Genomic DNA, 26,630 nt, shown 5'->3' with positions numbered 1-26,630 from the left:
AAAACAAACCCAGAATACAGAAACAAAAAAACAACAAAAAATGAGAGATCGCGCAGCTAGGTGGGATGGATCGGCTGCCGACTTCGGCCGGCAACCATCGACGGCTCAGTCCTGGCGACTGGCCAGAATAAAATCCACCAGCGCCTGGGCCGGCGGAGTCAACGACTTGTTGTTGAGCTGAATAATGCCGACCTGACGCGTGATCACCGGGGCATGCAGGGGAATAAAAGTCAGCCGGGTATTACCTTCGGGAAAGGCATACCAGGGCAGAGTGGTAATGCCAAACCCCGCTTCCAGCATGGCGACCAGGGAAATCATGTTGGAAATATAGTACTGGGAGTGAGCCAGCAGTGACTCGGCCGCGCTGCCCTTCAGCAGGCTGGAGGTGCCGTTGCGAATCAACCGGTAGGGTTTCAGCTCGCGCCAGTGCAGCTCCTGGCTGGCCGCCAGCGGATGTTCCTTGAGACACACCACGCCCAGCTTATCCTCCCACACCGGTATATAGCGTTTCTCGCTTTGGTCCTGATCATCGAACAGGCTGGCGATGCCGAAATCCACCTGCTGGTTTTCCACCATCTTCAGCACGGCGCGGGAGTTGTCATCGAACACGCTCACATGCAGCTCGCTGTCACCGATAAAGTCGAGCAACAGGCCGGGCAGAAAGCGGCTGGCAATGGAGGGCACCGAGACCAACCGCAAATGGCCGGTTTTATGCTCGGCCAGCAGCGCCATGTCTTCGGCAATGCGATCATGATGGGACAACAGCTCCTTGGCCCGAGGCAGAAACGCCCGACCAAAGGGGGTCAGTTCGGTCTTGGCGGTGCGGCTGTTGCGCTTTTCAAACAGGGCCTCGCCCAGCTTGCTCTCCAGGTCGCGAATCGACAGCGAAATGGCGGGCTGAGTGCGATGGGCCTTTTCCGCCGCCAAGTGAAAGCCCTTCAGTTCGGCCACCCAGACGAAATGACGCAGCTGCGCCACCTTGAACTCCGGCAACATGATAAGTCTTCCTTATCGGCTAATATCATTAATTAATTTTTATTATTAAAACACAGCTCCTATCATGACTCCAACCAAGTAAAGGAGGTCCCTCATGTCTGATTCCGTATTTCGTAACTATATCGCCGGTGAGTGGGTTGAAGGCCCGAAGACCATTGCCAACATCAGCCCCGCCGATCTGAGCGACGTGATTGGTCATTACGCCCAGGCCGACGCCGCCCAAACCCAGGCCGCCATCGAAGCCGCCGAGCAGGGTCAGCAGGAGTGGGCCAAAAGCGGCCTGGAGCAGCGCTATGGCGTGCTGATGGCCATTGGTGACGAGCTGATCGCCCGCAAGGACGAGCTGGGCCGGCTGCTGGCCCGGGAAGAAGGCAAGACCCTGGCCGAAGGCGCCGGTGAAGTCTACCGCTCCGGTCAGTTCTTTCATTACTACGCCGCCGAAGTGCTGCGCCAGATGGGCGAAACCGCCGACTCGGTGCGCCCCGGTATTGAAATTGAAACCCGCCGCGAGCCGGTGGGCGTCGTGGGCATCATCACCCCCTGGAACTTCCCCACCGCCACCGGTGCCTGGAAAATCGCTCCGGCCCTGGCCTTTGGCAACGCCGTGGTGTGGAAACCCGCCAACCAGGTTCCCGCCTCCGCCTGGGCGCTGACCGAGATCATCTCCCGCCAGAACCTGCCCGCCGGCACCTTTAACCTGGTGATGGGCCCGGGCGCCGAAGTGGGCGACGTACTGATCAACTCCCGTCAGGTCAATGCCCTGACCTTTACCGGCTCACTGGAAACCGGCCGTCGGGTAGCCGCCGCCACCGCCGGCAACCTGGTCAAGTGTCAGCTGGAAATGGGCAGCAAAAACGCCCTGGTGGTGCTGGATGACGCCGATCTGGACAACGCCGTGGAGTGTGCCGTGAACGGTGCCTTTGGCGGCACCGGCCAGAAGTGCACCGCCTCGTCACGGCTGATCGTGACCGAAGGCATTCACGATCGCTTTGTGGACGCCGTGGTCGAGCGCATGAAGAAACTGGTCATCGGTCACCCGCTGAAGGAAGGCGTACATATCGGTGCCGTCGCCGACGGCCGCCAGATGGAGTCCAACCTCAAGTACCTGGAGCTGGCCAAAAACGAAGGCGGCAAGCTGGTGTTCGGCGGTGAAGTGATTAACGAAGACACCGACGGCTACTACATGCAGCCCGCACTGTTTGTGAACACCACCAATGACATGACCATCAACCGGGAAGAAGCCTTTGCCCCCATCGCCTGTGTGATCAAGGTGAAGGATTACGCCGAAGCGCTGGCCACCCTGAACGACACCAACTTCGGCCTGACCGGCGGTATCTGCACCCAGTCGCTGAAATACGCCACCGACTTCAAGCGCAATGCCAAGACCGGTTGCGTGATGGTCAACCTGCCCACCGCGGGCACCGATTACCATGTGCCGTTCGGCGGTCGCAAGGATTCCAGCTTTGGTCCCCGCGAGCAGGGTACCTACGCCCGGGAATTCTACACCGTCGTGAAAACCACCTACATCCGCGCATAACGGAGGCGGAATCATGAGCAGAGAGTTGCATAACGAAATGATCGTGATCGACGGGCTGCAGTATTCCAACTGGAGCCGGGAGATCTTCGAACAGCTGCGCGAAGGCGGTGTGACCATGGTGCATGCCACCATTGTCTATCACGAGCAGATCCGTGAAACCCTGATGCGCATTGCCGAATGGAATCGTCAGTTCGAACAACACGGTGACCTGATCATGCCGGTGCGCGGTGCCGATGACATTCGCCGCGCCAAGGCCGAGGGCAAGGTTGGCATCATGTTCGGTGCACAAAACTGCTCACCGATCGAGGACGACATCGGCATGGTGGAGGTGATGCGGAATCTGAACCTGATGATCATGCAGCTGACCTACAACAACCAGAGCCTGCTGGCCTGTGGTTGCTACGAGGCAGAAGACAGCGGTGTGACCCGCTTTGGCCGTCAGGTAATTCGGGAAATGAACCGGGTCGGCATGGTGGTGGACATGAGCCACAGCGCCGAGCGCAGCACCCTTGAAGCCATCGAGATCTCGGAACGTCCCATCGTGATCTCCCATGCCAACCCGCTGAGCTTTCACGCCGCCAAGCGCAACAAGTCGGACACCGTGCTCAAGGCGCTGGCCGAGTCAGGGGGCCTGCTGGGTTTCAGCGCCTACCCGTTCCACCTGAAAAACGGCCCGGACTGCACCCTGGAAGACTACTGCGACATGATTGCCCGCACCGCCGATCTGATGGGGGTAGAGCGACTGGGCATCGGTACCGATTTGTGTCAGAACCAGCCGCTGTCGGTGCTGGAGTGGATGCGCAACGGCCGCTGGTCCAAAACCATGGATTACGGTGAAGGTTCCAAATCCAATGCCGACTGGCCCCGCCCGCTGTCCTGGTTCCGCGATAGCCGCGATTTCCCCAACCTGACTCAAGGGCTGCTGGCCCGGGGCTTTGGCAAGGAAGACGTGGCCAAAATCATGGGCCTGAACTGGCTCAACTTTCTGGACGAGGCCCTGCAACCGCAGGCCGCTGCTCGATAAGGATCAGGGGAGCCCCCGCTCCCCTTCGCATGATGTACCGCTATGGAGGCGAACATGAGCAACTCAACCGAGGCAACCCTGGCCATGAATAAGGATATCAACGGCAAGCCCACCCTGCTTTCCAGTCTCGATTTACCGGTGTTTCTGATCAGTGGCGGCGCCCTGCTGCTGTTCGTGGCCGCCGCCCTGTACGATATCGAGCTGGTTTCCCGGCTGGTTAACAGCGCTTTTGCTACTTCCACCCGGCTGTTTGGTGCCTACTGGCAGGTGCTGCTGCTGCTGACCTTTCTGATCGGACTGGTCATGGCCGCAGGCCGTGGCGGTCGCGTGCGCCTTGGCAATCTGAGCACGCCCGAAATGTCCACCTTTCAGTGGATGTCGATCATCATGTGTACCCTGCTCGCCGGCGGCGGTGTGTTCTGGGCCGCCGCCGAGCCCATGGCTCACTTTATGTCGCCACCGCCGCTGTATGCCGGTGAAACCGACAAAATGAACATGGCAATCAACGCACTGGCTCAAAGCTTTATGCACTGGGGCTTTCTGGCCTGGGCCATTCTCGGCAGCCTGACCGGCGTGGTGTTTATGCATCTGCACTACGACAAGGGCCTGCCGCTGAAACCCCGTACCCTGCTGTATCCGGTGTTTGGTGACAGAGTCATGAAAGGCTGGCTCGGCGCCCTGGTGGATGCCAGCTGCGTACTGGCAGTGGTGGCCGGCACCGTGGGCCCCATCGGCTTTCTCGGTCTGCAGGTCAGCTTTGGCCTGGAAAAACTGTTCGGCATTCCCGATGTCTACAGCACCCAGGTCGCCATTCTGATAGGCCTGATTGTCATCTATACCCTGTCCGCCGTGAGCGGTGTGACCCGGGGCATTCAAATTCTGAGCAATGCCAATGTGGTACTGGCCGCCTTCCTGATGCTGTTTATCTTTCTGTTCGGCCCGACCTCTTTTATCGTCGATACCTTTCTGAACGCCTTTGGTCTGTACCTGGACAACTTCATTCCCATGGCCACCTTCCGTGCCGATCCGGCCTGGCTGGACTGGTGGACGGTGTTCTTCTGGGGCTGGTTCCTGGGTTACGGGCCACTGATGGCGATGTTTGTGGCACGCATTTCCCGGGGCCGCACGGTGCGCCAGGTGATCATGCTGATTTCCATCATTGCGCCCATGATCACCTGTTTCTGGTTCACCATCATGGGAGGCAGCGGCCTGGCCTTTGAACTGGCCACGCCCGGCAGCGTGTCCGAGCCCTTTACCGGCTTTAACCTGCCCGCCGCCCTGCTGGCGATCACCGAACAGCTGCCCCTGGGCTTTGTGATCTCGGTACTGTTCCTGGTGCTGACCACCATTTTCGTGGCCACCACCGGCGACTCCATGACCTATGCGGTCTCCATGGTGATGACCGGCACCGATCACCCCCACGCCAGCGTGCGGGTGTTCTGGGGCATCATGATGGGGGTGGTGGCCGCCATTCTGATCTCCATCGGCTCCGGCGGCATCAGTGCCCTGCAGTCCTTTATTGTGGTCACCGCCGTGCCGGTATCTCTGGTGTTACTGCCCACCCTGTGGACGGCGCCACAAATCATTAAGCGCATGGCAGCTGAACAGGGGCTTTAAGCCGCCATGGCACGCTCCCGGTCTGTATCGCCGGAGCACGACTTTTGAGCGGCGACAGCCGCTCTTTTTTCACTTTTGTCCATCAAGGAACCACTTATGAAAACCGCCGTAAAAACCGACCTTTTCGCCTCCAAAGCGCCGCTGGAATGGGCCGTCATGGCCAACGGCCAGTTCTATACCGCCCAGATCCCCATCGATGCCGACGGTCAGGTAGTGGACGGTGGCATTGAGGCCCAGGCCCGCCAAACCATGGACAACTTCAGGCACACGGTGGAAGCCGCCGGCCTGACCATGGCCGACGTCACCCAGGTGCTGATCTACGTCACCGCCCGGGATCAGCTGCCGGTGTTCAACAAGGTCTATGCCGAGTATTTCGAGGCCCCCTACCCCAACCGCGCCGCCATGATCGTGGCCGGCCTGGCCCGGGAAGAGATGCTCTGCGAAATCGTGGCCTACGCCGCCCAGCCCTGACCCCGCCATGCTGTTCCGCTCACGATAACCCCGGCGGCCCGTGCGATTACAGGGGCCGCCGGTCTGCCTTCTTTGTTTGCGCTTTGCCCGCTTATCCTCGACTCCCCGATGCTGGTATCATGCTCGCCTGTTTTGTTTCGTCACGCTTCCACCAGACAAAAAGGCATTGATTTCATTATGAATCAGGAAAATTCCCCGCATACGCCCATGATGCAGCAATACCTGGCCCTGAAGGCCCAGCATCCGGACATTCTGCTGTTTTACCGCATGGGGGATTTTTACGAGCTGTTCTACGACGACGCCAAAAAGGCATCGCGGTTGCTGGACATCTCCCTGACCAAACGCGGCAAGTCGGCGGGCACCGCCATTCCCATGGCCGGTGTACCCTATCACGCGGCGGAAAACTACCTGGCACGGCTGGTGCAGATGGGGGAATCGGTGGCCATCTGCGAGCAGATTGGCGACCCCGCCACCAGCAAGGGGCCGGTGGAGCGCCAGGTGGTGCGCATCGTCACCCCCGGCACCCTGTCCGACGAGGCCCTGCTGAATGAGCGCCAGGACAACTGCCTGGCGGCGGTATATCACGACGGCGAGCGGTTCGGCTTTGGCATTCTGGATGTGAGCACCGGCCGCTTTGTAATCAACCAGTTCGAGCAGGAAGAAACCCTGATCGCCGAGCTGCAGCGCACCCAGCCCGCCGAGCTGCTGTATCCGGAAGGCTTTGACTGGTTTGGGCTTATCGAGCAGCGCAAGGGCCTGCGCCGCCGGCCCGAGTGGGAGTTTGATCTGGGTACCGCCCGCCACCTGCTGTGCCAGCAGTTCGGCACCCGGGATCTGGTTGGCTTTGGCGTAGAGCAGTCCACCACCGCTCTGTGCGCCGCCGGCTGCCTGCTGCAATACGTGAAGGATACCCAGCGTACCGCCCTGCCCCATATTAACAGCGTCCGGCTGGAGCGCCGTCAGGACATGGTGATCATGGACGCCGCCACCCGCCGCAACCTGGAGCTGACCTTGAATCTCTCGGGCACGGTGGAAAACACCCTGGCCGAGGTGCTGGACGGCACCGCCACTCCCATGGGCAGCCGGCTGCTCAAGCGCTGGATCCATCAGCCCAGCCGCAACAAGGACGAGCTGAGCCAGCGTCAGGACATTATCGCCACCTTGATGGAAGGCGGCCACCATGAAGAGCTGCACCCGCTGCTGCGCCAGGTAGGCGACGTGGAGCGGGTGCTGGCGCGGCTGGCATTGCGCTCGGCCCGGCCAAGAGACTTAAGCCGGCTGCGCGCAGCACTGCAGGCCCAGCCGGACATTCAGGCGGTGCTGACTAACGCCCAGGCCGAGTGCCTGATGCCCCTGGCTCAACAAATCAGTGACTTTCCCGAGCTGGCCGAGTTGCTGGAAGCGGCGATGGTCGACACCCCGCCGGTGGTCATTCGGGACGGCGGCGTCATCCGCGACGGCTACAACGCCGAACTGGACGAACTACGCGAGCTGGCCGCCGGCGCCCACCGTTATCTGGAAGAGCTTGAAGCCCGGGAACGGGCCGCCACCGGCATCAGCACCCTGAAGGTGGCCTACAACAAGGTGCACGGTTTTTATATCGACGTCAGCCGGGCCAACTCCCACCTGGTGCCGGTGCACTATGTGCGCCGTCAGACCCTGAAAAACAACGAACGCTACATTATTCCCGAGCTGAAGGAATACGAAGACAAGGTGCTCAACGCTCAGAGCAAGGGCCTGGCGCTGGAAAAGCGCCTGTACGAAGCACTGCTCGACCGCTTGCTGGAACACCTTGCCCCCCTGCAGCAAAGCGCCGCCGCCCTGGCCCGGCTGGATGTGCTCGCCAACCTGGCGGAGCGGGCCGAAAGCCTGAATTACTGCCGGCCCGAGCTGACCGACGACGAGGTGATCGACATTGAGGAAGGCCGCCATCCGGTGGTGGAGCAGGTCATGACGGATCCCTTTATCGCCAACCCGCTGTCGCTGTCTGATGAACGAAAAATGCTGGTGATCACCGGCCCCAACATGGGAGGTAAGTCCACCTATATGCGGCAAACGGCGCTGATCGTGCTGCTGGCCTACATGGGCTCCTTTGTGCCGGCTCAATCGGCCCGCATCGGCCGGGTGGATCGCATCTTTACCCGTATCGGTGCGTCCGACGATCTGGCCTCGGGCCGCTCCACCTTTATGGTGGAAATGACCGAAACCGCCAATATCCTCAACAACGCCAGCCGTCACAGCCTGGTGCTGATGGACGAAATCGGCCGGGGCACCAGCACTTACGACGGCCTGGCCCTGGCCTGGGCCTGTGCCGACGCCCTGGCCAACCGGCTGCATGCCTATACCCTGTTTGCCACCCATTATTTTGAGCTGACCGGGCTGGCGGCGCTGTGGCCGGCGGTGGCCAACGTGCACCTGGATGCGGTCGAGCACGGCGACACCATTGCCTTTATGCATGCCGTTCAGGAAGGGGCCGCCAGCCGCTCCTACGGCCTGCAGGTGGCGGCACTGGCGGGCGTACCCAGACCGGTGCTGACCCTGGCCCGGCAAAAACTGGCAGAGCTGGAAAGCGGCCGGAATGTGAGTGCGCCCAAGCCCGCCGCCGAACCTCAGGGCTCGCTGCCGTTGTTTGATGAGCCGGTGAATCCGGCGCTGGAATTGCTGGACGGGCTGAACCCGGACGACCTTACCCCACGCCAGGCACTGGAGCAGTTGTACCGGCTGAAACAGGCCAGAAGTGAAGGGTAAACGTAAGGAGTGAGGGCAGTTCGAACCATTCCCTACAAAGATGAAAAAGCCCCCGCTTTACCGGGGCTTTTTCATGAGGCCAGCTTAGTATTACTCGCTGTGAAACAGGGTGTCGATATTCAGCCCCTGCTGGGTGAGGATTTCCTTCAGTCTGCGCAGGGCTTCCACCTGGATCTGGCGCACCCGCTCCCGGGTCAGGCCGATTTCCCGGCCCACGTCTTCCAGGGTGGACGCTTCATAGCCCAGCAGGCCAAAGCGCCGGGCCAGCACTTCCCGCTGCTTGGGATTGAGCTCTTCCAGCCAGCGCACCAGGCTGACATTCATGTCGTCATCCTGGGTTTCCATCTCCGGATCCTTGTCGTTCTCGTCGGCCAGCACATCCAGCAGCGCCTTGTCGCCGTCACCGCCAATGGGGGTGTCAACCGAGCTGATTTTCTCGTTCAGCTTGAGCATGCGCGAGACGTCTTCCACCGGTTTGTCGAGGGCTTCGGCAATTTCGTCGGCGGTAGGCTCGTGATCCAGCCGGTGGGCCAGCTCGCGGGCGGTACGCAGGTAGACATTGAGCTCTTTCACCACATGAATGGGCAGCCGAATGGTGCGGGTCTGGTTCATGATGGCCCGCTCTATGGTCTGGCGAATCCACCAGGTGGCATAGGTGGAGAAACGAAACCCGCGTTCGGGATCAAACTTTTCCACCGCGCGGATCAGGCCCAGGTTGCCTTCCTCGATCAGATCAAGCAGGGCCAGGCCCCGATTGTTGTAGCGGCGGGATATTTTGACCACCAGGCGCAGATTGGACTCAATCATGCGTTTACGGGCGGCGAGATCGCCACGCAGGGCGCGGCGGGCGTAATGAACTTCTTCTTCTGCGGTCAGCAAGGGAGAAAAGCCGATTTCTCCCAGGTAAAGCTGGGTTACATCCAGGCTGCGTTGGCTTGGCGCGGAGAGAATTTCCTCTTCCTGAGGGCTTTCCTGCTCCACGGTTTCCACGTCCGCATCCCGATCCAATTCTACGTCTGCGTCCTGGTTCCTGTTCTTTTTCTGGCTCATGGCAGTTCTCCCTAAAACCGGGTACTACCCGACTCCCGGTGACTATCGCTTTGGCAGATACTTTCTCGGATCAACCGATTTGCCCTGATGCCGGATTTCAAAATGCAGCCGGACATCAGTGGCATCACTGCTTCCCATATCCGCTATGTGCTGGCCCGCCTGCACCGAGTCCTGCTCCTTGACCCGCAGTACCTCGTTGTGAGCATAGGCCGACAAATAATCATCGTTGTGCTTGATGATGATCAAATTGCCATAACCACGTAGCGCGTTCCCTGCGTAAACTACCTTTCCTGCAGCGGCGGCCTTGACGGCCTCACCCCTGCTTCCGCGTATGTCGATGCCCTTGTTGCCGGTTTCGGCCAGCGAGAAGCCGGAAATCACCGGCCCCTTTACCGGCCATTGCCAGGCAATGGGCCCATTGACAACGGCGTTTTTTTGAACTCCGCTACCAGCGTATGCTTTTCCTTTCGCCGGTGCAAGAGGTCGGGAGGATTTGACTGCAGGCGCCGGTTTGGCCGCAGGCTTGCTCGCCGACGCAGAGGCCGGCGTCGCCGAGGCCGGGGCGGAGGGCGCCGCAGCGGCGCCGATGGAATGCAGCGCCAGTGCCTGGCCCACATAAATGCGGTAAGGCGGACGCAGGCCGTTGAGGCTGGCCAGATCGGCCACCGAATGGCCGGTGCGACGGGCGATGCCGTTCAGGGTATCCCCCCGGCGCACGCGATAGGCCACCTGCTTACGGCCGGGCACATCCAGCCGCAGGGTCTGACCGGGATAAATATGATAGGGAGGGCGCAAACCGTTGTGCCGGGCCAGGGTGGGCACATCGGTGCCGGCCTGCCAGGCGATGGAATAGAGGGTATCCCCCCGCACCACCACATACTGACGGCCATTGGCCTTGACCTGCCCCTGGGCATGAGCGCCCACTCCCGCCACCGGGGCCGGTGGCGCCACGGAGCAGGCCGTCAGCAACAGACTCAGCGCAATGCCGAGGCTGCCAATGCCGACGGTCTGACTCCGGCTCTTCATCAGGGCCTCAGCAACAAATAGGCCACCACGGCCGCCGCCACACAGGCCCAGCCGAGCAGATCGATATAGCGGATCAGCCTGCTTTCCATACGCACGCCGCCCCATACCATCAGCCCGGACACCAGGAAAAAGCGCAACCCCCGGCCGATCAGCGACACCAGAATAAACGGCAAAAACGCCATTTGCAGCAGACCGGCGGTGACCGTGAACACCTTGTAGGGAATGGGCGTAAAGCTGGCAATAAAGATCACCCAGATGCCCCAGTCATCAAACCACTGCCGGGCCACGGCGATCTTGTCCTGATAGCCCATGGCCTGAATAAAGGGCTCCACCAGCGGCTCCCACATGGCGTAACCCAGCAGGTAGCCAAAGGCCGCCCCCAGCACCGAAAACACCGTGGCCAGGGCGGCGTAATGCCAGGCCCGGTCCGGCTTGGCCAGGGCCATGGGGGCCAACATTACGTCTACCGGTACCGGCCAGAAAATAGACTCCACAAAACTGTTCATGGACAAGTACACCGGCGCATGGCGGTGCACCGCCCACATCATCACCAGCCGATACAAACGGGAAAACAGCTTCACTCAAGATCACCCTGAATCAAAGGAACAAACCGCACCGCTTCAAGTTCGGTGCGCACAAAATCATCTCCCCGGCGCCGATACAGCCACAAGGTCTGGCTGAGCCCGCCCACCGGAATGACCATGCGCCCGCCATCGGCCAGCTGTTCCAGCAGCGCCGTGGGCGTGGTGCTGGCCGCCGCGGTCACCATAATGGCATCGAAGGGTGCCTTACTGGCCCAGCCCTGCCAGCCGTCGCCGTGCTTGGTGGACACATTGTGCAGATCCAGCCGTTGCAACCGGCGCCGGGCCTGGTATTGCAGTGCCTTTATCCGCTCCACAGTAAACACCTGCTCCACCAGCTGGGCCAGCACCGCAGTCTGAAACCCGGAGCCGGTGCCCACCTCCAGCACACGCCGAAGGGGCGGCCCATCCAGCAGGGCCTCGGTCATGCGCGCCACTATATAGGGCTGGGAGATGGTCTGGCCAAAACCGATGGGCAGGGCGCTGTTGTCCCAGGCCTTGTGCGCCATGGCCTCATCCACGAAATCGGCGCGCGGCAGTTCGGTAATGGCACGCAGCACCCGCTCGTTACGAATGCCCTGCTGTCGCAGCAGGCGGTAAAGCTGCTCTCCTGCTAACCTGTGCACGCCTTACTCCACATCCTGAATCCAACGGGACAATGCCGACATTTGATCGTAGGCCGTGAGATCTATGGTCAGCGGCGTGATCGACACAAAGCCCCGTTCGACGGCATCAAAGTCGGTGCCCTCGCCCGCATCCTGAATGGCACCGGGAGGGCCAATCCAGTAAATGGCGCGGCCTCGCGGATCGAATTCTTTCAGCACCGCCTCGGAACGATGACGATTACCCAAACGAGTCACTTTGATACCCTGAATCTCGTTCAGGGGCAAGTCGGGCACGTTCACATTCAGAATCTGGTTGGAATAAAGCGGCGCCCGCAGCAGGCCCTGAACCAGCATGCAGGCAAAATGGGCCGCGGTGTCAAAATGCCGGTCGCCGCACAGGGAAATGGCCAGGGACGGCAAGCCCAGGTGGCGGCCCTCGGTGGCCGCCGCCACCGTGCCCGAATAAAGCACGTCGTCGCCCAGGTTGGCACCGTGGTTGATGCCCGCCACCACCAGATCCGGATCCGGATCCAGCAGGTGATTTACCGCCCAGTGCACACAGTCGGTGGGCGTGCCCTTGACCGAATAAAAACCGGTATCATCCAGCTTGTCGGCCCGCAGGGGTACTTCCAGCGTCAGCGAATGACTGGCACCGCTGCGGTTGCGATCCGGCGCCACCGTGACCACCTCGGCAAATTCCGCCAACGCCCGGCTCAGGGTGCGAATGCCGGCGGCGTTCACACCATCGTCGTTACTCACCAGTATTTTCATGGCTGTCCTTTTCCTGAATGATTTCCCTGACCAGGCTGGTGGCATAACTGCCCGCCGGCAGCCAGAAAGACAGCGTGAGGCAATCGCCGTTTTGCTGCCAGCTGAGTTGCCCCGGCTTCAGCAGCAGCGCCCGGCGCTCCTGCTTGAGGCCGTTGGCCTCCAGCCCGTCCATCAGATCCTGCTGTCCGGCCAGCGCCGCCAGCTCCAGTGTTGCCGCTTCGTCTTCGGCCGGCAGCCGGCCCCGCCCCCACAGCGGCGCGCTCAGGCGAATGTCGCCCTCGGCAAACCGCGCACGCAGGGCGTCGTCGAGGGGATTGTCTTCATTGATGGTAAAGAATGACTGACTGCCTGCCAGCATGACACAGTCGCCGTGCAGCAGCTGCTCGCCCAGGCCCTGCGCCAGCCGGTGGCTGACCGCCAGGTTAAACAGCTGGCTGCGGGCCGCCGACAGATACATCGACCGTTTATTGCGATCCTTGATGCGCTTGCCGCCAAATATGGCCCTGGCCTGATCAATATTGCCACCGTTGTGGCCGAAACGCTGCTCACCGAAATAGTTGGGCACGCCCCGTTCGCCAATGGCCGCCAGCCGGGCGTCGAGATCGTCTTCCCCCTCCAGCTCGGCCAACACCAGCTCGAACCAGTTACCCTTGAGGGCACCGGTTTTCAGCTTTTTGTGGTGCCGGGCAATGGCCAGGATCTGCACGTCGTCGCTTTCCAGGGGTGAGAAGTCGGGCATGTCCTTGCCCGGCAGGTGCACGCCAAACCACTGCTCGGTGACCGCATGGCGGTCCTTGAGCCCGGCCCAGGTCACATCGCGTTGGGCTACGCCCGCCAGCCGCGCCAGATCCCGCGCCACCCACTGGGTATTCTGGCCGCGCTTGCGAATGTGCAGAAAAATATGCTCGCCTTCACCACTGGGCTCAAAACCCAGATCCTCGCGCACGATAAAGTGTTCCGGCGCGGCCTTGAGCAGGCCGCTGACGCCGGGTTTGCCGTGCAGGTAATGCTGTTGTTCACTCATGCTTTCACCAGCAGCACCACGGCTTCCGCCGCTATGCCTTCCTTGCGGCCCACGAAGCCGAGTTTCTCGGTGGTAGTGGCCTTGACATTGATATGGGAAACCGTGGTCTGCAGATCCTCGGCAATGGTGGCCGCCATGGCGTCCACAAAGGGCGCCAGCCGGGGGGCCTGCGCCATGATGGTCAGATCGGCGTTGCCCAGCACGTAGCCGGCGGCCCGCACCTTGGCAAACACCTCCCGCAGCAGCAGGCGGCTGTCGACCCCCTTGAAGGCGGCGTCGGTATCGGGAAAGTGGCGGCCGATATCACCGACGCCAATGGCGCCCAGCAGGGCATCGCTCAGGGCGTGCAGCACCACGTCGCCGTCGGAATGGGCCAGCAGGCCCTGGTCATGGGGTACCGCCACCCCACCCAGAATGCAGGGACCATCCCCGCCAAATTTATGCACGTCAAAACCGTGCCCGATTCGCATCATTGATTGTTCTCGTTCAGCTGCTGCAGAAAAAAGCCGGCCAGCGCCAGATCTTCCGGCCGGGTTATCTTGATATTGTCGGCCCGGCCCTCCACCAGCAGGGGGTGAACGCCGGTCAGCTCCATGGCCGAAGCCTCGTCGGTGACCGTCTGTCCTTGGGCCAGCGCCTCGGCAAGGGCCCGGCGCAGGGCCTGGGTGTCAAAACATTGCGGAGTCAGGGCGTGCCAGAGCTCGTCCCGGGGCACACTGGCGGCAATGGCACCACGGCCATCCCCTCGTTTCATGGTGTCCCGCACCCGGCAGGCCAGAATGGCGCCCCGAGGCTGTGAGGCCGCCGCCAGCAGGGCATCAAGATCCTGCATGGCCAGACAGGGCCGGGCGGCGTCGTGCACCAGCACGTATTCGCTGGACACCGCCGCCAGGGCATTAAGCACCGAGTCGGCCCGCTCCCGGCCGCCCTGTACCCGTACCACGCGTTCATCCCGGACCAGGGGCAGGCTGTAGAACCACTGATCTTCCGGGCTGACCGCCACCACCACCCGCTCGATGGCGCCGTGCGCCAGCAAGCGCTCAATAGTGTGCTCCAGCACCGTTTTACCGGCCAGGGTCAGGTATTGTTTGGGAATGGCGCTGGCCATGCGTTTGCCGGCCCCCGCGGCCGGCACCACGGCGGTGCAGCTCAGTACGCTCATGGCTTGTCCTGGCTCAGCAGTAACCGGTAGAAGGTTTCACCCGGCTTGATCATGCCCAGATCGTTGCGCGCCAGTTCTTCCACCGCCGCCAGCCCGTTGTTGAGATCCTCGATATCCCGATAGAGCAAGGCGTTCCTGTCGGCCAGGCGCTGATTATCTTCCAGCTGCCGGGACACATTGGCGGCGGCCTCATGGTATTCGCCGAGACCGTTTTTTCCCCACCACAGGTGGTATTGCAGGGTTCCCAACAGGGCCAGCAGTATCAGCGTCAGGGTGCGCATTTATCCTCCTAAGTAAGCGGCTAGTTTCCCATATTCCCCGGCCGAACAAAAGAAACCCCGCACGAGGCGGGGCGTCAGAAAGACAACCAGCATGGTTTGTCATCACGGCCATGGGGCGGGTAAAGAAAGTGCGCCGGTGAAAGGCCGCAAGCTTCCCTGCAGGTTGCGAATGAGTTCCACTAATTCCAACCCGCAGGTGGCGGTAAAACATGGTGAATTCGCCATCCTTCTCACCAAGCCATGGTTCGCCACTCTGGCTGCATTCACTCGCACCATAAACAAAAAAGCCCCGCACAGGGCGGGGCTTTTGGTTCAGTGCAAGGCAGGCATTACGCCTGGCCTTTTACCTCGGCCAGGCCACGGTAAGGAGCCTTGGCACCCAGCTCTTCCTCAATACGGATCAGCTGGTTGTACTTGGCGATACGGTCGGAGCGGCTCATGGAACCGGTCTTGATCTGACCGGCGCAGGTGCCCACGGCCAGATCGGCGATGGTGGCGTCTTCGGTCTCGCCGGAACGGTGCGAGATAACGGCGGTGTAACCGGCATCCTTGGCCATCTTGATGGCGTTCAGGGTTTCGGTCAGGGAGCCGATCTGGTTGAACTTGATCAGGATGGAGTTGGCAATGCCCTTGTCGATACCTTCTTTCAGGATACGGGTGTTGGTGACGAACAGATCGTCACCCACCAGCTGTACCTTGTCGCCCAGAATCTTGGTCTGGTAGGCGAAACCGTCCCAGTCGGACTCGTCCTGACCGTCTTCGATGGAAACGATCGGGTACTGCTCGCACAGCTCGGCCAGGTAGTCGGAGAACTGCTCGGAGGTGAACACCTTGCCTTCGCCCTTCATGTTGTACTTGCCGTCTTCATAGAATTCGGAAGAGGCGCAGTCCAGGGCCAGGGTGATGTCCTTGCCCAGGGTGTAGCCGGCTTTTTCCACGGCTTCCTTGATGGCGGCCAGGGCGGCAGCGTTGGATTCCAGGTTGGGCGCGAAGCCACCTTCGTCGCCCACGGCGGTGGACAGGCCCTTGGCCTTCAGTACCTTGGCCAGGTTGTGGAATACCTCGGCACCGATGCGCAGGGCTTCCTTGATGTTCTTGGCGCCCACCGGCTGAATCATGAACTCCTGAATGTCGACGTTGTTGTCGGCGTGCTCACCACCGTTGATGATGTTCATCATCGGCAGCGGCATGGAGTACTGGCCCGGGGTGCCGTTCAGCTCGGCGATCCAGGCGTACAGGGGCTGGCCCTTGGCAGCGGCGGCGGCCTTGGCATTGGCCAGGGACACGGCCAGAATGGCGTTGGCGCCCAGGGTGGCCTTGTTGTCGGTGCCGTCCAGATCGATCATGATCTGGTCAATTTCGGCCTGCTGAGTTGCGTCCTTGCCTACCAGAGCGGCGGCAATGCGATCGTTGATGTTGGCCACGGCGGTCTGTACGCCCTTGCCCAGGAAGCGGGACTTGTCACCGTCACGCAGTTCCAGCGCCTCGCGAGAGCCGGTAGACGCACCGGACGGCGCGGCGGCACGGCCCATGAAGCCACCTTCCAGGTAAACGTCGGCTTCCACGGTGGGGTTGCCACGGGAATCGATGATCTCACGACCGATCACTTTAACGATCTTAGCCATTCTCAGTTTCCTCTTGAGTTGAACGTAAAACCTAACTAACGCACGAAAAAATACGGCCGAACCCTGAGGTTCAGCCGCTGGTACTGGTTACTCCAGCTCTCCCTGCTGGTGCTGGCCGGCCGCCTTCACGAAACCGGCGAACAGGCCGTGGCCGTCGCGGGGGGTGGAGGTGAATTCGGGGTGGAACTGAGCCGCCACGAACCAGGGGTGATCCGGGTTCTCGATGATCTCCACCAGCTTCTTGTCGGCGGAGAGACCGGTCACCTTCAGGCCCGCCGCCTCGATTTTGGGCAGCAGACGGTTGTTTACTTCATAACGGTGACGATGACGCTCGTAAATGGTGTCGGAGCCATAGAGGGCATGCACCTTGGAGCCCGGAGTCAGATGACAAAGCTGGGCACCCAGACGCATGGTACCGCCCAGATCGGACTCTTCGTCACGCACTTCAACGTTGCCTTCCTCGTCGACCCACTCGGTGATCAGACCCACGACCGGGTAAGGGCTCTTGGGGTCAAACTCGGTGGAGTGGGCGCCTTCCAGGCCGGCCACGTTGCGGGCGTATTCGATCAGCGCCACCTGCATGCCCAGACAGATGCCCAGGTAGGGCACGCGGTTTTCCCGAGCATAACGGGCGGCCATGATCTTGCCTTCCACGCCGCGCTCGCCAAAGCCACCGGGCACCAGGATGGCGTCCAGTCCTTCCAGCAGGGAAACGCCCTTGCTTTCCAGGTCCTGGGAGTCGATGTACTTGATATTGACGGTCAACCGGCTCTTCAGGCCGCCGTGCTTGAGCGCCTCGTTCACCGACTTGTAGGCGTCTGGCAGCTCAACGTATTTGCCCACCATGCCGATGGTGACTTCACCCACCGGGTTGGCTTCTTCGTAAATCACCTGTTCCCATTCGGACAGATCCGCCGCCGGGCAGCTCAGGCCAAAACGCTTGACCACCAGCTCGTCCAGGCCCTGGGACTTGAGCAGGGCCGGAATCTTGTAGATGGAATCTACGTCCTTCAGGGAGATGACCGCCTTGTCGGACACGTTGCAGAACAGGGCAATCTTGCCGCGCTCGTTGGCTGGAATGACCCGGTCGGAGCGGCAGATAAGAATGTCGGGCTGAATGCCGATGGACAGCAGCTCTTTCACCGAGTGCTGGGTCGGTTTGGTTTTCACCTCGCCGGCGGCGGCCATGTAGGGCACCAGGGTCAGGTGCATGAACAAGGTGTTTTCCCGGCCCACTTCCACCGCCAGCTGGCGAATGGCTTCCAGGAACGGCAGCGACTCGATGTCGCCCACGGTGCCGCCGATTTCCACGATGGCCACCTGATGGCCCTCGGCACCGGCGATCACCCTGTCCTTGATGGCGTTGGTAATGTGCGGAATCACCTGAATGGTGGCACCCAGATAGTCGCCGCGTCGTTCCTTGCGCAGCACATCCGCGTATACCCGGCCGGAGGTGAAGTTGTTGCGGCGAGTCATTTTGGTACGAATGAAACGCTCGTAGTGGCCCAGGTCCAGGTCGGTTTCGGCGCCGTCGTCGGTCACGAAGACTTCACCGTGCTGGGTGGGGCTCATGGTGCCCGGATCCACGTTGATGTAGGGATCCAGCTTCATGATGGTCACGTTAAGACCACGGGCTTCGAGGATGGCGGCCAATGAGGCGGCTGCAATGCCTTTGCCCAGGGAGGAGACCACCCCGCCAGTAACAAAAATATATTTAGTCGTCATGCTGAACCTGAAAAAGCTTGGGAACGAATGGAATGTGGAATTCAAGACGGGGTCACATTATACGCAAGAAGGCCGATTACGACAATGAAACAATACCGGCCTCGGGCCGGCCGCCGATCACTGCCCGCTTGTGGTGAATCATCGTCATTCGTTCCGTTAATGGCGATGACTATACCCTTTACCGTAGTTTTATTACAACAGAATAACATTCCCTTTCGGCTTGCCATTGTCGTCCGACAGGCCAGAATAGCAACAGCCGGCCTAGCGGTATGCCGGCCCCCATTATTCTCACCAATAAGGATATGAAATGAGTTTTACTTTCAGTGACTTGAAGAACGACAACGGAAACAACTGGCGTGCCTACCTGGAACACGACTTTGTGCGCCAGCTGGGTGAAGGCCGGCTGGCGCCGGAAGCCTTTCGCCATTACCTGAAACAGGATTACCTCTTTCTTATTCAGTTTGGCCGTGCCTTTGCCCTAGCCGCCTACAAGAGCCCGACCCTGGCCGATCTGCGCCATGCCAAGGCCGGCCTGGACGCCATTATCGATCTGGAACTGGGCCTGCATATCGACTACTGCACTCAGTGGGGCATCAGCGAGCAGGAGCTGGCCGAGTTGCCGGAAGCCCGCGCCACCCTGGCCTACACCCGTTATGTGCTGGACACCGGCAACCGGGGGGATCTGCTGGATCTGCACGTGGCCCTGGCGCCCTGCCTGGTGGGCTATGCCGACATCGCCCGCTGGCTGGTGGAGCAGCCCGCCACCGTGCGCGGTGAGGCGAACCCCTATGAGCCCTGGATTGCCATGTATGAAAGCGCCGAGTTTCAGGCCGCCGCCCAGGCCGAAATCGCCTGGCTGAACCAGCGCCTAGCGGAAGTCTCCCCGTCCCGCTTCAGGCAGCTGTGCCGCATCTTTGACGACGCTACCCGGCTGGAAATCGACTTCTGGGACATGGGATTAGAACAAAGAATGTAATTGTTAAGGGACTAGGGACTAGGAAAATAGCAGAGACGTAGGTTGGCGATGAGCGCAGCGAATCCCAACATTTCACAGTCGACTTCGTGTTGGAATTCGCTGCGCTCATTCACAACCTACCCGGTCCCTATTCATCAATCCCTAATCCCTGCTGTTTACAGCTTCTCAATCAGCTCCGGCAGTGCCTCAAATAAATCCGCCACCAGGCCGTAGTCGGCCACCTCAAAGATGGGGGCCTCTTCGTCCTTGTTGATGGCGACGATGATTTTCGCGTCCTTGATGCCGGCAAGATGCTGAATGGCACCGGAAATACCCACGGCGATATACAACTCCGGTGCCACTATCTTGCCGGTCTGCCCCACCTGCTGATCGTTGTCGGCCAGGCCCGCGTCCACCGCCGCCCGGCTGGCGCCTACCGCCGCCCCCAGCTTGTCGGCCAGTTGCTCCAGCAGGGCGAACTGCTCCTTGCTGCCCAGGCCTCGGCCACCTGACACCACCACTCGGGCCGAGGTCAGCTCTGGGCGTTCACTCACGCTCAGCTCATCGCGGACAAAGCGGCTGGTGTTTTCCACTGCCACCGCAGACAGGGTTTCCACCGGAGCCGGCTCACTGCCCTCGGCAACGGGATCAAAGGCGGTGGCGCGAATGGTCAGCAGGGTCACCGGATCCAGCGACTGTACCCGGGCCAGGGCATTGCCGGCGTAAATGGGCCGGGTAAAGGTATCCTCACTTTCAATATCCACTACGTCCGCCACCACCCCCACCCCCAGCAAGGCGGCCGCCCGAGGCAGCACATCCTTGCCAAAAGTGGATGCCGGCGCCAGCACATGGCGATAATGGGTGGCCAGGCGTGACACCAGGGCCGCGCAGGGCTCGGCCAGCTGTTGGCGGTAAAGTGCATCATCGGCCAGCAGCACCTTGTTCACACCCGCCAGCACCCTGCCCTGTTCACTCACGACGGCGCAGTCGTGCCCCATCACCAGCAGGTGCACCTCGGCATTCAGCCGGCTGGCCGCCCCCAGCACCTTGGCGGTGTTGGCGCTCAGGGTGAGGTTATCGTGTTCGGCTATCACCAGTATGCTCATGAAATCACCTTGGCTTCATTCTTCAGTTTGTCCACCAGCTCGTCCACATTGGCCACCCGAATCCCGGCCTTGCGTGCCGGCGGCTCAGTCACTCCCAGCAGGCGCACATGCTGTTCAAAGGTCACGCCCAGTTCGTCCGGGGTCAACGTTTCCAGCGGTTTTTGCCGGGCCTTCATGATATTGGGCAGGGAGGCAAAGCGCGGCTCATTCAGGCGCAGATCCGTGGTGATCACCGCCGGCGGCGTCAGCCCTTGTGTACGCAGGCCGCCATCGACCTCACGGGTGACCAGCAGCTCGTCGCCGTCCCGCTCGATGGCCGAGGCAAAAGTGGCCTGGGGCCAGCCATTGAGGGCCGCCAGCATCTGCCCGGCCTGGTTGTGATCGGTGTCGATGGATTGCTTGCCCATCAACACCAGTTCGGGGTGTTCCCGTTCGCACAGCGCCGCCAGCAAGTGAGCCACGGTCAGCGGCTCGGCCGGCTCGCTGCTTTCCACCAGAATGGCCCGGTCGGCACCCAGTGCCAGGGCCGCGCGCAGCTGTTCACTGGCCTCGGTGCTCCCTATGCTGACCGCCACGATTTCCGACACCCACCCCTTTTCCTTCATGCGCACCGCCTCTTCCACCGCGATCTCGCAAAAGGGGTTGGCCGCCATCTTGACGTTGCCCAGATCCACGTCGCTGCCGTCGGCGCGCACGCGAACCCGAACGTGATAGTCAATCACCCGTTTAACCGTCACCAGTACTTTCATGGCCGCTCCCGGAATTGGTGAATTCGACTTAATACTAGTCGATTTCACCGCGCCGCCATGGGCCACGGCGGTTTGTTAAATATCGCCGCCAATACAATACTTTAGCCATGGCAAGCAGCGGGAGACGCGGCATGAAACGGGAGTCAATGGAGTTTGATGTGGTCATCGTGGGGGCCGGTCCGGCGGGGCTGGCCGCGGCCTGCAGCCTGATGCAACGTGCGCAGCAGGCCGGGCTGGAGCTGAACGTATGCGTGGTGGAAAAGGGCGCCGAGGTGGGCGCGCATCTGCTCTCCGGCGCCCTGCTTGACACTCAAGCCCTGAACGAGCTGTTTCCCGACTGGCGAGAGCGGGGTGCACCGATCACCACAGCGGTCACTCAGGAGCATTTCTACATGCTGAGCAGCCCTCAGGGCGGACTGGAGCTACCCGCCTGGATGACGCCGGCTTCACTGCATAACACCGGCAGCTATATCGTCAGCCTGGGCAAACTGTGCCGCTGGCTGGCGAAGCAGGCGGAGGGCCTGGGCGTGGCGGTATTTCCCGGCTTTGCCGCCAGTGAGGCGCTGTTCGACGACGCGGGTGCCGTGTGCGGCGTGCTTACCGGCGACATGGGGGTGGGGGCGAACGGCATTCCCAAGGCCGGCCATGTGCCGGGCATGGAGCTTCGCGCCCGCTACACCCTGTTCGCCGAAGGCAGTCGGGGCCATATCGGCAAGACCCTGATTGACCGCTTTGCCCTGGATCGAGGCAGGGATCCCCAGCATTACGCCATCGGCTTCAAGGAATTGTGGCGGCTGGCGCCGGAGCGCCATCATCCCGGGCTGGTGGTGCACGGTGGCGGCTGGCCGCTGGGTCGAAACGGCGGTGGCTTTTTTCTCTATCACGGCGACGACGGCCTGGCCGCGGTGGGGATGATTGTCGATCTCAACTATGACAATCCGCACCTGGATCCATTCAAGGAATGCCAGAGGCTCAAGCATCACCCGCTGCTGGCCCGGCACTTGTGGGGCGGCGAACGTCAGGCCTGGGGGGCCCGGGCGTTAACCAAGGGCGGGCTCAACTCCCTGCCGCAAATGATCCTGCCCGGCGCCCTGCTGCTGGGCTGCGATGCGGGCACCCTTAACGGCGCCCGCGTCAAGGGCATTCACACCGCCATGAAGTCGGGCCTGCTGGCCGCCGAAGCACTGCTGCCGGCACTGGTGGCGGGCCGTGGCGGCGACAAGCTCACGGAGTTTACGCAACTGATGGAAGAAAGCTGGCTTCAAACCGAGCTGCAGCGCGCCCGGCACTTCGTTCCCGCACTGCACAAATTCGGGCCCTGGGCCGGAGGCGCGCTGAACTGGCTGAGCCAAACACTGCTAAGGGGCCGGCTGCCGTTTGCCCCCCATGACTCCATTCCGGATCACGCCACGCTGAAGCCGGCGGCGGCCTGCCCTTCCATCGCCTATCCGAAAGCCGATGGCGTGCTGGCCTTTGATCGCATGTCATCGGTGCACCTGGCCAGTACCGGCCACGACGAGGATCAGCCCTGTCACCTGCATCTGGCCGACAGGGCCCTGCCGCTGCGGGACAACCTGCCCCGCTTTGATGAGCCGGCCCAGCGCTACTGCCCCGCCGGCGTCTATGAAGTGGTGCAGCAGGCGGGCAAGCCGGTGTTTCGCATTAACGCCGCCAACTGTGTGCACTGCAAAACCTGCGACATCAAGGATCCGGCCCAGAACATTACCTGGGTGCCACCGGAAGGAGGCAGCGGGCCCAATTATTCGGGCATGTAATGCAAAAAAACCCTGAATGCAGTGCTCCCTCGTAAGGGACCAATGCGTTCAGGGGTATGGCAGTATTATGGTTATATTGTAGTTTGGCTCTGTTAACGCAGGGGCACGTTCCGTTGCTGTGCGTTGCAAAAAACAATACGCCTTTCCCCCTGCGCTCACAAGATAGACTTTAGTGTTACCCTGGGGGACACGGGTCACAAAATGCGGTGTTACAACCGCAAGCCACCGTCCATTTCCAGCAGGCGGCCGTGAAAATAGTCGTTCTCAATCACATATTGCAGGCTGTGCACCAGCTCCTCCACCTCCGCCAACCGCCCCTGCGGAATGCGCCGAGTGATCCGTTCCATGGCGTCGGGCTTCATCTGGGCGGTCATTTCGGTGGCAATAATCCCGGGCGCTATGCCCGCCACGCGAATGCCAAAACGACACAGCTCGGCAGCCCAACATACCACCAGCGCCGCCACCCCAGCCTTGCTGGCGGCATAGTTGCTCTGGCCCGCATTGCCGGCCCGAGCCACCGAGGAAATGTTGACAATCAACCCGCCTTCGCCGCGCTCGGCCATGATGGCCGCCGCCTCACGACCACAGAGAAAGCTGCCGGTCAGGTTGACGTCCATCACCTGCTGCCAGTCCACCAGGCTCATTCTGCGGCTGACCTTGCCGTCTTCCAGCTTGACCAGCAGGGCATCGCGCAACAGGCCGGCATTGTTGACCAGCACATCCAGGCCTCCCAGCTCCCGCACGATATGGCCAAAGCTGTCGGTCACCTGCTGCTCATTGGCCACGTCGCACAGGTGCACTGCCACGCGAGCGCCGGTGGCCGCCACCATCTCGCCGCTTTTGGCCAGATCCCGCTCGTGAGTGTCAATCAGTGCCAGTGCCGCCCCCTGCCGGGCCAGATGATGAGCCATGGCCCGGCCCAGGCCGCGACCGGCACCGGTAATCACCACCACCTTGTTCTTGATGTCCATTCACGCATCTCCTTCGGGCTGGCGATAGAGCCGAAACAAGCTGGAAAAGTCGAGCCCACCATGACCCGCGACCTGGTGCAGACTGAACAGGGCCCGGGCGGCCGAGCCCATGGGCACCGGCGAGCCGCTGCCCTGGCTCAGGCCCATGGCCAGGTTGAGATCCTTGCACATCAGGTTGACCTGAAAACCGCCCTGATAGCCATGGCTGGCAGGGACCTTTTCCATGACGCCGGGCACCGGATTGTAGTGCTCCATCACCCAGTTGTTGCCCGAACTTTGATGAATAATCTCCGACAGTACCGCCGCGTCCAGGCCATGATTCAGCCCCAGGTTAAGGGCCTCGCAGCTGGCCGCCATCTGCGCCGCCAGCAGCAGGTTGTTGCAGGCCTTGGCCACCTGGCCGGCGCCGTGAGGGCCGGCATGCAGCACCTTTTTACCCATTTGCGCCAGCACGGGCCGGGCCCGGGTAAACTGATCCTCGCTGCCGCCAACAATAAAGGTTAGGGTGCCGGCCTCGGCTCCGGCCACGCCTCCGGACACGGGCGCATCCACAAAATCCAGGCCATGACCGGCGGCCACCTTGGCCATGCGTTGTGCGATCTCGGCTTCTATCGTCGAGCAGTCGATCACCAGGGCCCCCGGCGCCAAATGGCCAAAAAGACCATCGTCACCGCCATACAGCCCCGCCACCTGTTCACCACTTTGCAGCATGGAGATCACCACGGTCGCGTGCTTGACCGCGGCCACCGCCGTGGTCTCAGGAATGGCGCCAAGGGCCGCGGCCCGGCTGACCGCTTCCGGCTGCAGATCAAATACCTGCACGCGGCGCCCGGCCCTGACCAGATTGGCGGTCATGGGGATTCCCATGTTGCCGAGGCCGATAAATGCGATGGTTGCCATAGTGTGCCTCCTATTTGAGATCCGCGAGCGGGCTAAGGCCCCAGGGTGAAGTGAACAGGGTGTTCAGCAGCGCCGGATCGACTTCACTCAGGCTGGCAAAGGTCCAGCCGGGAGTGTTGTCCTTGTCGATCAACCTGGCACGCACCCCTTCGGCAAACTCCCGAAAGCGGCAAAGCTGCACCGACAGATCCAGCTCGGCCTGAAACGCCTGCGCCAGCGACGAATACCGGCAACGGGTCAGTTGCCGGTGGATCACCGCCATGGCCAGGGGGCTGCCTGCCGCCAGGGTTTGCTGAGCCCGAATAAACCAGGCATCGTGTGTGTCAGCCTCCAGTATGGCGGAGACCTTATCGGCCAGGCTGTCCTGGTCCATCAGCTTTCGAATCAGATCCTGATGCCGGCGCAGGGGCGAATCGAGCCCGGCAAGCTGTGCGGCCGATTCCGCTTCCAGCTCCCTTATCACCTCTGCAGCGCCACCGCTGTCCCGCTGCAATCGGGGCCACAGCTCATTCAGCCGCTCTTCGGCCACAAAGCGGTTGGCCAGGCCCAACCAGAGGCTGTCGGTGGCATTAAGGGAGCAACCGGTCAGGGCAATAAATTCCCCCAGTCCCGGCGGCAGCCGGTTGAGAAACCAGCTGCCGCCCACGTCCGGGTAGAGCGCTATGGTCACCTCGGGCATGGCCAGACGACTGCGTTCGGTCACCATGCGCTGGCTGGCCGCCATAAACAGGCCCATGCCGCCGCCCATGACAACACCGGCTCCCACACAGATCACCGGCTTGCCAAAGGTATGCAGCAGATGATCGAGCCGGTATTCCCGCTCAAAAAAACGCGCCGCCGCCGAGGGCACGGTGCCGAGTTCACGTTCTCCGCAGCCGGCCCGCACGGTGGCGATGGCCGAGATCAGCCCCACCACGTCCCCGCCGGCACAAAAGGCCCGGGACCCGGCCCCCTCCAGCACCACAGCCACCACACTGTCGTCATGCCGCCAGTCCCGCAACACCGCCGTCATGGCGTCAATCATGTCCAGGTTCAACGCATTTAACTGGGCTTCACGATCCAGCACCAGCCGACCGATATAACGGCCATCGGCAGTGGGCTGCTTGCCTGAAATTACACTCATGCCACCTCCTAACGGTTGCGCCACTGGGGCTCACGCTTTTTCAAAAAGGCATTTACCCCTTCCCGCTGATCCTCGGTATCGAACAGCGCCATAAAGGCGTCCCGCTCCCGTACGCGGCCTTCGTTCAGCGGCCGCCGCCGGGCCGACTGAATCAGCCGTTTGCAGGCGGCCACCGAACCCGGGCTTTGCCCTTCAACCCGTTCGGCCAGGGCAAGGGCCCGGCTCAGCACCTCGCCATTGGACACCACCTCTTCCACCAGGCCGATGGCCTGCGCCTGGTCGGCGCCCAGCCGCTCCCCGCATAAAATCAACCGCTTGGCCCAGGCCTCTCCTACCAGATGGGGCAGCAGCTGAGTGCCGCCGGCACAGGGCAGCAGCCCCACCCGGGCCTCGGGCAGCCCCATCCCCGCCCGCTCGGCGGCAATGCGCAGATCACAGGCCAGGGCCGCTTCCAGCCCGCCGCCCATGGCATAGCCGTTAATGGCCGCCACCGACAGCCCGCGAAATTCGCTCAACGCCTCAAAAGCCCGGCCAAAGGCCTGGGCCATGGCATGAGCCTTGCCCTTGTCGCCATCGGCAAACACACTGAGCTCGGCCCCGGCACAGAAAAACTTCTCGCCCTCACCGGTGAGCACCAGGCTGCGAATGTCATCGTCACCGTTCAGCTCATTCACCAGCGCCGCCAGCCGGTTGAGACTGTCCACCGTCCAGGTATTCGCCGGCGGGTTATTCATGGTCAACAATGCCACTCGCCCTTGTTTTTGATAATCAATCACGGCTCCCTCCATTCTTTGTCTGTCTGCCGCTG

At 61.6% G+C, this 26,630-nt stretch carries 25 protein-coding genes; 7 read left to right on the top strand and 18 right to left on the bottom strand.

The annotated features are described in order from the left end of the window. Window positions 1-105 precede the first annotated feature (105 nt). The gene (locus OJHNALOF_RS04460) at window positions 106-996 is read right to left on the bottom strand and encodes a LysR family transcriptional regulator (RefSeq protein WP_165661281.1); all 891 of its coding nucleotides are present in this window, start codon (window positions 994-996) and stop codon (window positions 106-108) included. A 94-nt stretch (window positions 997-1,090) separates the two neighbouring features. Here OJHNALOF_RS04460 and OJHNALOF_RS04455 point away from each other — a divergent pair, with 94 nt between their 5' ends. The 5 genes from OJHNALOF_RS04455 to mutS all read left to right on the top strand — a co-directional run bounded on the left by OJHNALOF_RS04455 (window position 1,091) and on the right by mutS (window position 8,393). After that, complete coding sequence (locus tag OJHNALOF_RS04455; protein ID WP_094200304.1) at window positions 1,091-2,533, top strand: aldehyde dehydrogenase family protein; 1,443 nt, start codon at window positions 1,091-1,093, stop codon at window positions 2,531-2,533. A gap of 13 nt (window positions 2,534-2,546) precedes the next feature. Further along, window positions 2,547-3,557 (top strand): dipeptidase, encoded by a 1,011-nt coding sequence (locus OJHNALOF_RS04450; protein ID WP_206063559.1) that lies wholly within the window; start codon window positions 2,547-2,549, stop codon window positions 3,555-3,557. Window positions 3,558-3,611: 54 nt separating this feature from the next. Continuing rightward, window positions 3,612-5,174 carry a BCCT family transporter gene (locus tag OJHNALOF_RS04445; protein ID WP_094200305.1) on the top strand — a complete coding sequence of 521 codons (1,563 nt, stop codon included), beginning with the start codon at window positions 3,612-3,614 and terminating at the stop codon, window positions 5,172-5,174. A gap of 96 nt (window positions 5,175-5,270) precedes the next feature. Continuing rightward, on the top strand, window positions 5,271-5,645 hold the full coding sequence (locus OJHNALOF_RS04440) for a RidA family protein (RefSeq protein WP_094200306.1): 375 nt from the start codon (window positions 5,271-5,273) through the stop codon (window positions 5,643-5,645). A gap of 108 nt (window positions 5,646-5,753) precedes the next feature. Next, complete coding sequence (gene mutS / locus OJHNALOF_RS04435) at window positions 5,754-8,393, top strand: DNA mismatch repair protein MutS (protein ID WP_370462292.1); 2,640 nt, start codon at window positions 5,754-5,756, stop codon at window positions 8,391-8,393. 90 nt (window positions 8,394-8,483) lie between these two features. Here the strand turns inward: mutS and rpoS are convergent, their stop codons facing one another. From rpoS to pyrG, 11 genes are all read right to left on the bottom strand, one after another. Then, window positions 8,484-9,443: an RNA polymerase sigma factor RpoS gene (rpoS, locus tag OJHNALOF_RS04430; RefSeq protein WP_165661279.1), complete on the bottom strand. Its 960-nt coding sequence runs from the start codon at window positions 9,441-9,443 to the stop codon at window positions 8,484-8,486. A gap of 42 nt (window positions 9,444-9,485) precedes the next feature. After that, window positions 9,486-10,469, bottom strand: coding sequence for a peptidoglycan DD-metalloendopeptidase family protein (locus OJHNALOF_RS04425; protein WP_165661278.1), 984 nt, complete (start codon window positions 10,467-10,469; stop codon window positions 9,486-9,488). Continuing rightward, window positions 10,469-11,050, bottom strand: coding sequence for a YqaA family protein (locus OJHNALOF_RS04420; RefSeq protein WP_094200310.1), 582 nt, complete (start codon window positions 11,048-11,050; stop codon window positions 10,469-10,471). The genes OJHNALOF_RS04425 and OJHNALOF_RS04420 overlap by 1 nt, the downstream gene beginning before the upstream one ends. After that, window positions 11,047-11,676 (bottom strand): protein-L-isoaspartate(D-aspartate) O-methyltransferase, encoded by a 630-nt coding sequence (locus OJHNALOF_RS04415; RefSeq protein WP_094200311.1) that lies wholly within the window; start codon window positions 11,674-11,676, stop codon window positions 11,047-11,049. Before OJHNALOF_RS04415 ends, OJHNALOF_RS04420 begins: the two co-directional genes overlap by 4 nt. 3 nt (window positions 11,677-11,679) lie before the next feature. After that, the gene (gene surE / locus OJHNALOF_RS04410) at window positions 11,680-12,426 is read right to left on the bottom strand and encodes a 5'/3'-nucleotidase SurE (RefSeq protein WP_094200312.1); all 747 of its coding nucleotides are present in this window, start codon (window positions 12,424-12,426) and stop codon (window positions 11,680-11,682) included. Further along, the gene (gene truD / locus OJHNALOF_RS04405; RefSeq protein WP_165661277.1) at window positions 12,407-13,450 is read right to left on the bottom strand and encodes a tRNA pseudouridine(13) synthase TruD; all 1,044 of its coding nucleotides are present in this window, start codon (window positions 13,448-13,450) and stop codon (window positions 12,407-12,409) included. Before truD ends, surE begins: the two co-directional genes overlap by 20 nt. After that, complete coding sequence (gene ispF / locus OJHNALOF_RS04400) at window positions 13,447-13,923, bottom strand: 2-C-methyl-D-erythritol 2,4-cyclodiphosphate synthase (RefSeq protein WP_165661276.1); 477 nt, start codon at window positions 13,921-13,923, stop codon at window positions 13,447-13,449. The genes truD and ispF overlap by 4 nt, the downstream gene beginning before the upstream one ends. Then, a complete protein-coding gene (gene ispD, locus OJHNALOF_RS04395) occupies window positions 13,920-14,612 on the bottom strand; it encodes a 2-C-methyl-D-erythritol 4-phosphate cytidylyltransferase (protein ID WP_165661275.1) in 693 nt (230 codons plus the stop codon). The genes ispF and ispD overlap by 4 nt, the downstream gene beginning before the upstream one ends. Then, window positions 14,609-14,893 carry a cell division protein FtsB gene (gene ftsB, locus OJHNALOF_RS04390; protein WP_094200316.1) on the bottom strand — a complete coding sequence of 95 codons (285 nt, stop codon included), beginning with the start codon at window positions 14,891-14,893 and terminating at the stop codon, window positions 14,609-14,611. The genes ispD and ftsB overlap by 4 nt, the downstream gene beginning before the upstream one ends. A gap of 329 nt (window positions 14,894-15,222) precedes the next feature. Further along, window positions 15,223-16,518 (bottom strand): phosphopyruvate hydratase, encoded by a 1,296-nt coding sequence (gene eno, locus OJHNALOF_RS04385; protein WP_094200317.1) that lies wholly within the window; start codon window positions 16,516-16,518, stop codon window positions 15,223-15,225. Window positions 16,519-16,605: 87 nt separating this feature from the next. Continuing rightward, a complete protein-coding gene (pyrG, locus tag OJHNALOF_RS04380) occupies window positions 16,606-18,243 on the bottom strand; it encodes a glutamine hydrolyzing CTP synthase (protein ID WP_094200318.1) in 1,638 nt (545 codons plus the stop codon). Window positions 18,244-18,550: 307 nt separating this feature from the next. Between pyrG and tenA the strand changes: the two genes are divergently transcribed. Next, window positions 18,551-19,219 carry a thiaminase II gene (gene tenA, locus OJHNALOF_RS04375; RefSeq protein WP_094200319.1) on the top strand — a complete coding sequence of 223 codons (669 nt, stop codon included), beginning with the start codon at window positions 18,551-18,553 and terminating at the stop codon, window positions 19,217-19,219. A 155-nt stretch (window positions 19,220-19,374) separates the two neighbouring features. Here tenA and OJHNALOF_RS04370 read toward each other — a convergent pair whose 3' ends face one another. Then, on the bottom strand, window positions 19,375-20,304 hold the full coding sequence (locus OJHNALOF_RS04370; RefSeq protein WP_165661274.1) for an electron transfer flavoprotein subunit alpha/FixB family protein: 930 nt from the start codon (window positions 20,302-20,304) through the stop codon (window positions 19,375-19,377). Then, the gene (locus OJHNALOF_RS04365; protein ID WP_165661273.1) at window positions 20,301-21,053 is read right to left on the bottom strand and encodes an electron transfer flavoprotein subunit beta/FixA family protein; all 753 of its coding nucleotides are present in this window, start codon (window positions 21,051-21,053) and stop codon (window positions 20,301-20,303) included. Before OJHNALOF_RS04365 ends, OJHNALOF_RS04370 begins: the two co-directional genes overlap by 4 nt. A gap of 131 nt (window positions 21,054-21,184) precedes the next feature. Here OJHNALOF_RS04365 and OJHNALOF_RS04360 point away from each other — a divergent pair, with 131 nt between their 5' ends. Further along, window positions 21,185-22,828, top strand: coding sequence for an electron transfer flavoprotein-ubiquinone oxidoreductase (locus OJHNALOF_RS04360; RefSeq protein ID WP_165661272.1), 1,644 nt, complete (start codon window positions 21,185-21,187; stop codon window positions 22,826-22,828). A 209-nt stretch (window positions 22,829-23,037) separates the two neighbouring features. On the opposite strand, the gene OJHNALOF_RS04355 is transcribed toward OJHNALOF_RS04360, so the two are convergent. From OJHNALOF_RS04355 to OJHNALOF_RS04340, 4 genes are read right to left on the bottom strand one after another with little or no spacing between them, the layout of a single operon-like run. Next, on the bottom strand, window positions 23,038-23,799 hold the full coding sequence (locus tag OJHNALOF_RS04355; RefSeq protein WP_165661271.1) for an SDR family NAD(P)-dependent oxidoreductase: 762 nt from the start codon (window positions 23,797-23,799) through the stop codon (window positions 23,038-23,040). Next, window positions 23,800-24,699 carry a 3-hydroxyisobutyrate dehydrogenase gene (gene mmsB, locus OJHNALOF_RS04350; protein WP_094200324.1) on the bottom strand — a complete coding sequence of 300 codons (900 nt, stop codon included), beginning with the start codon at window positions 24,697-24,699 and terminating at the stop codon, window positions 23,800-23,802. 10 nt (window positions 24,700-24,709) lie between these two features. Beyond that, entirely contained in the window at window positions 24,710-25,822 is a 1,113-nt protein-coding gene (locus OJHNALOF_RS04345) for an enoyl-CoA hydratase/isomerase family protein (RefSeq protein WP_165661270.1), read from the bottom strand. An 8-nt stretch (window positions 25,823-25,830) separates the two neighbouring features. Then, a complete protein-coding gene (locus tag OJHNALOF_RS04340; RefSeq protein WP_165661269.1) occupies window positions 25,831-26,610 on the bottom strand; it encodes an enoyl-CoA hydratase in 780 nt (259 codons plus the stop codon). Window positions 26,611-26,630: the final 20 nt, after the last annotated feature.

Source organism: Oceanimonas sp. MB9 (assembly GCF_011319775.1).
Classification (GTDB): domain Bacteria; phylum Pseudomonadota; class Gammaproteobacteria; order Enterobacterales; family Aeromonadaceae; genus Oceanimonas; species Oceanimonas doudoroffii.
This window is presented reverse-complemented; position numbering and strand designations above follow the sequence as displayed.

Coding starts and splice junctions, on each gene's coding strand:
- OJHNALOF_RS04460 (WP_165661281.1), bottom strand. CDS start 996: ATGTTGCCGGAGTTCAAGGTGGCGCAGCTGCGTCATTTCGTCTGGGTG.
- OJHNALOF_RS04360 (WP_165661272.1), top strand. CDS start 21,185: ATGAAACGGGAGTCAATGGAGTTTGATGTGGTCATCGTGGGGGCCGGT.
- tenA (WP_094200319.1), top strand. CDS start 18,551: ATGAGTTTTACTTTCAGTGACTTGAAGAACGACAACGGAAACAACTGG.
- mmsB (WP_094200324.1), bottom strand. CDS start 24,699: ATGGCAACCATCGCATTTATCGGCCTCGGCAACATGGGAATCCCCATG.
- OJHNALOF_RS04340 (WP_165661269.1), bottom strand. CDS start 26,610: ATGGAGGGAGCCGTGATTGATTATCAAAAACAAGGGCGAGTGGCATTG.
- ispD (WP_165661275.1), bottom strand. CDS start 14,612: ATGAGCGTACTGAGCTGCACCGCCGTGGTGCCGGCCGCGGGGGCCGGC.
- OJHNALOF_RS04370 (WP_165661274.1), bottom strand. CDS start 20,304: ATGAGCATACTGGTGATAGCCGAACACGATAACCTCACCCTGAGCGCC.
- ftsB (WP_094200316.1), bottom strand. CDS start 14,893: ATGCGCACCCTGACGCTGATACTGCTGGCCCTGTTGGGAACCCTGCAA.
- OJHNALOF_RS04355 (WP_165661271.1), bottom strand. CDS start 23,799: ATGGACATCAAGAACAAGGTGGTGGTGATTACCGGTGCCGGTCGCGGC.
- truD (WP_165661277.1), bottom strand. CDS start 13,450: ATGAGTGAACAACAGCATTACCTGCACGGCAAACCCGGCGTCAGCGGC.
- OJHNALOF_RS04445 (WP_094200305.1), top strand. CDS start 3,612: ATGAGCAACTCAACCGAGGCAACCCTGGCCATGAATAAGGATATCAAC.
- OJHNALOF_RS04455 (WP_094200304.1), top strand. CDS start 1,091: ATGTCTGATTCCGTATTTCGTAACTATATCGCCGGTGAGTGGGTTGAA.
- ispF (WP_165661276.1), bottom strand. CDS start 13,923: ATGATGCGAATCGGGCACGGTTTTGACGTGCATAAATTTGGCGGGGAT.
- eno (WP_094200317.1), bottom strand. CDS start 16,518: ATGGCTAAGATCGTTAAAGTGATCGGTCGTGAGATCATCGATTCCCGT.
- pyrG (WP_094200318.1), bottom strand. CDS start 18,243: ATGACGACTAAATATATTTTTGTTACTGGCGGGGTGGTCTCCTCCCTG.
- mutS (WP_370462292.1), top strand. CDS start 5,754: ATGCTGGTATCATGCTCGCCTGTTTTGTTTCGTCACGCTTCCACCAGA.
- surE (WP_094200312.1), bottom strand. CDS start 12,426: ATGAAAATACTGGTGAGTAACGACGATGGTGTGAACGCCGCCGGCATT.
- OJHNALOF_RS04450 (WP_206063559.1), top strand. CDS start 2,547: ATGAGCAGAGAGTTGCATAACGAAATGATCGTGATCGACGGGCTGCAG.
- OJHNALOF_RS04425 (WP_165661278.1), bottom strand. CDS start 10,469: ATGAAGAGCCGGAGTCAGACCGTCGGCATTGGCAGCCTCGGCATTGCG.
- OJHNALOF_RS04440 (WP_094200306.1), top strand. CDS start 5,271: ATGAAAACCGCCGTAAAAACCGACCTTTTCGCCTCCAAAGCGCCGCTG.
- OJHNALOF_RS04345 (WP_165661270.1), bottom strand. CDS start 25,822: ATGAGTGTAATTTCAGGCAAGCAGCCCACTGCCGATGGCCGTTATATC.
- rpoS (WP_165661279.1), bottom strand. CDS start 9,443: ATGAGCCAGAAAAAGAACAGGAACCAGGACGCAGACGTAGAATTGGAT.
- OJHNALOF_RS04365 (WP_165661273.1), bottom strand. CDS start 21,053: ATGAAAGTACTGGTGACGGTTAAACGGGTGATTGACTATCACGTTCGG.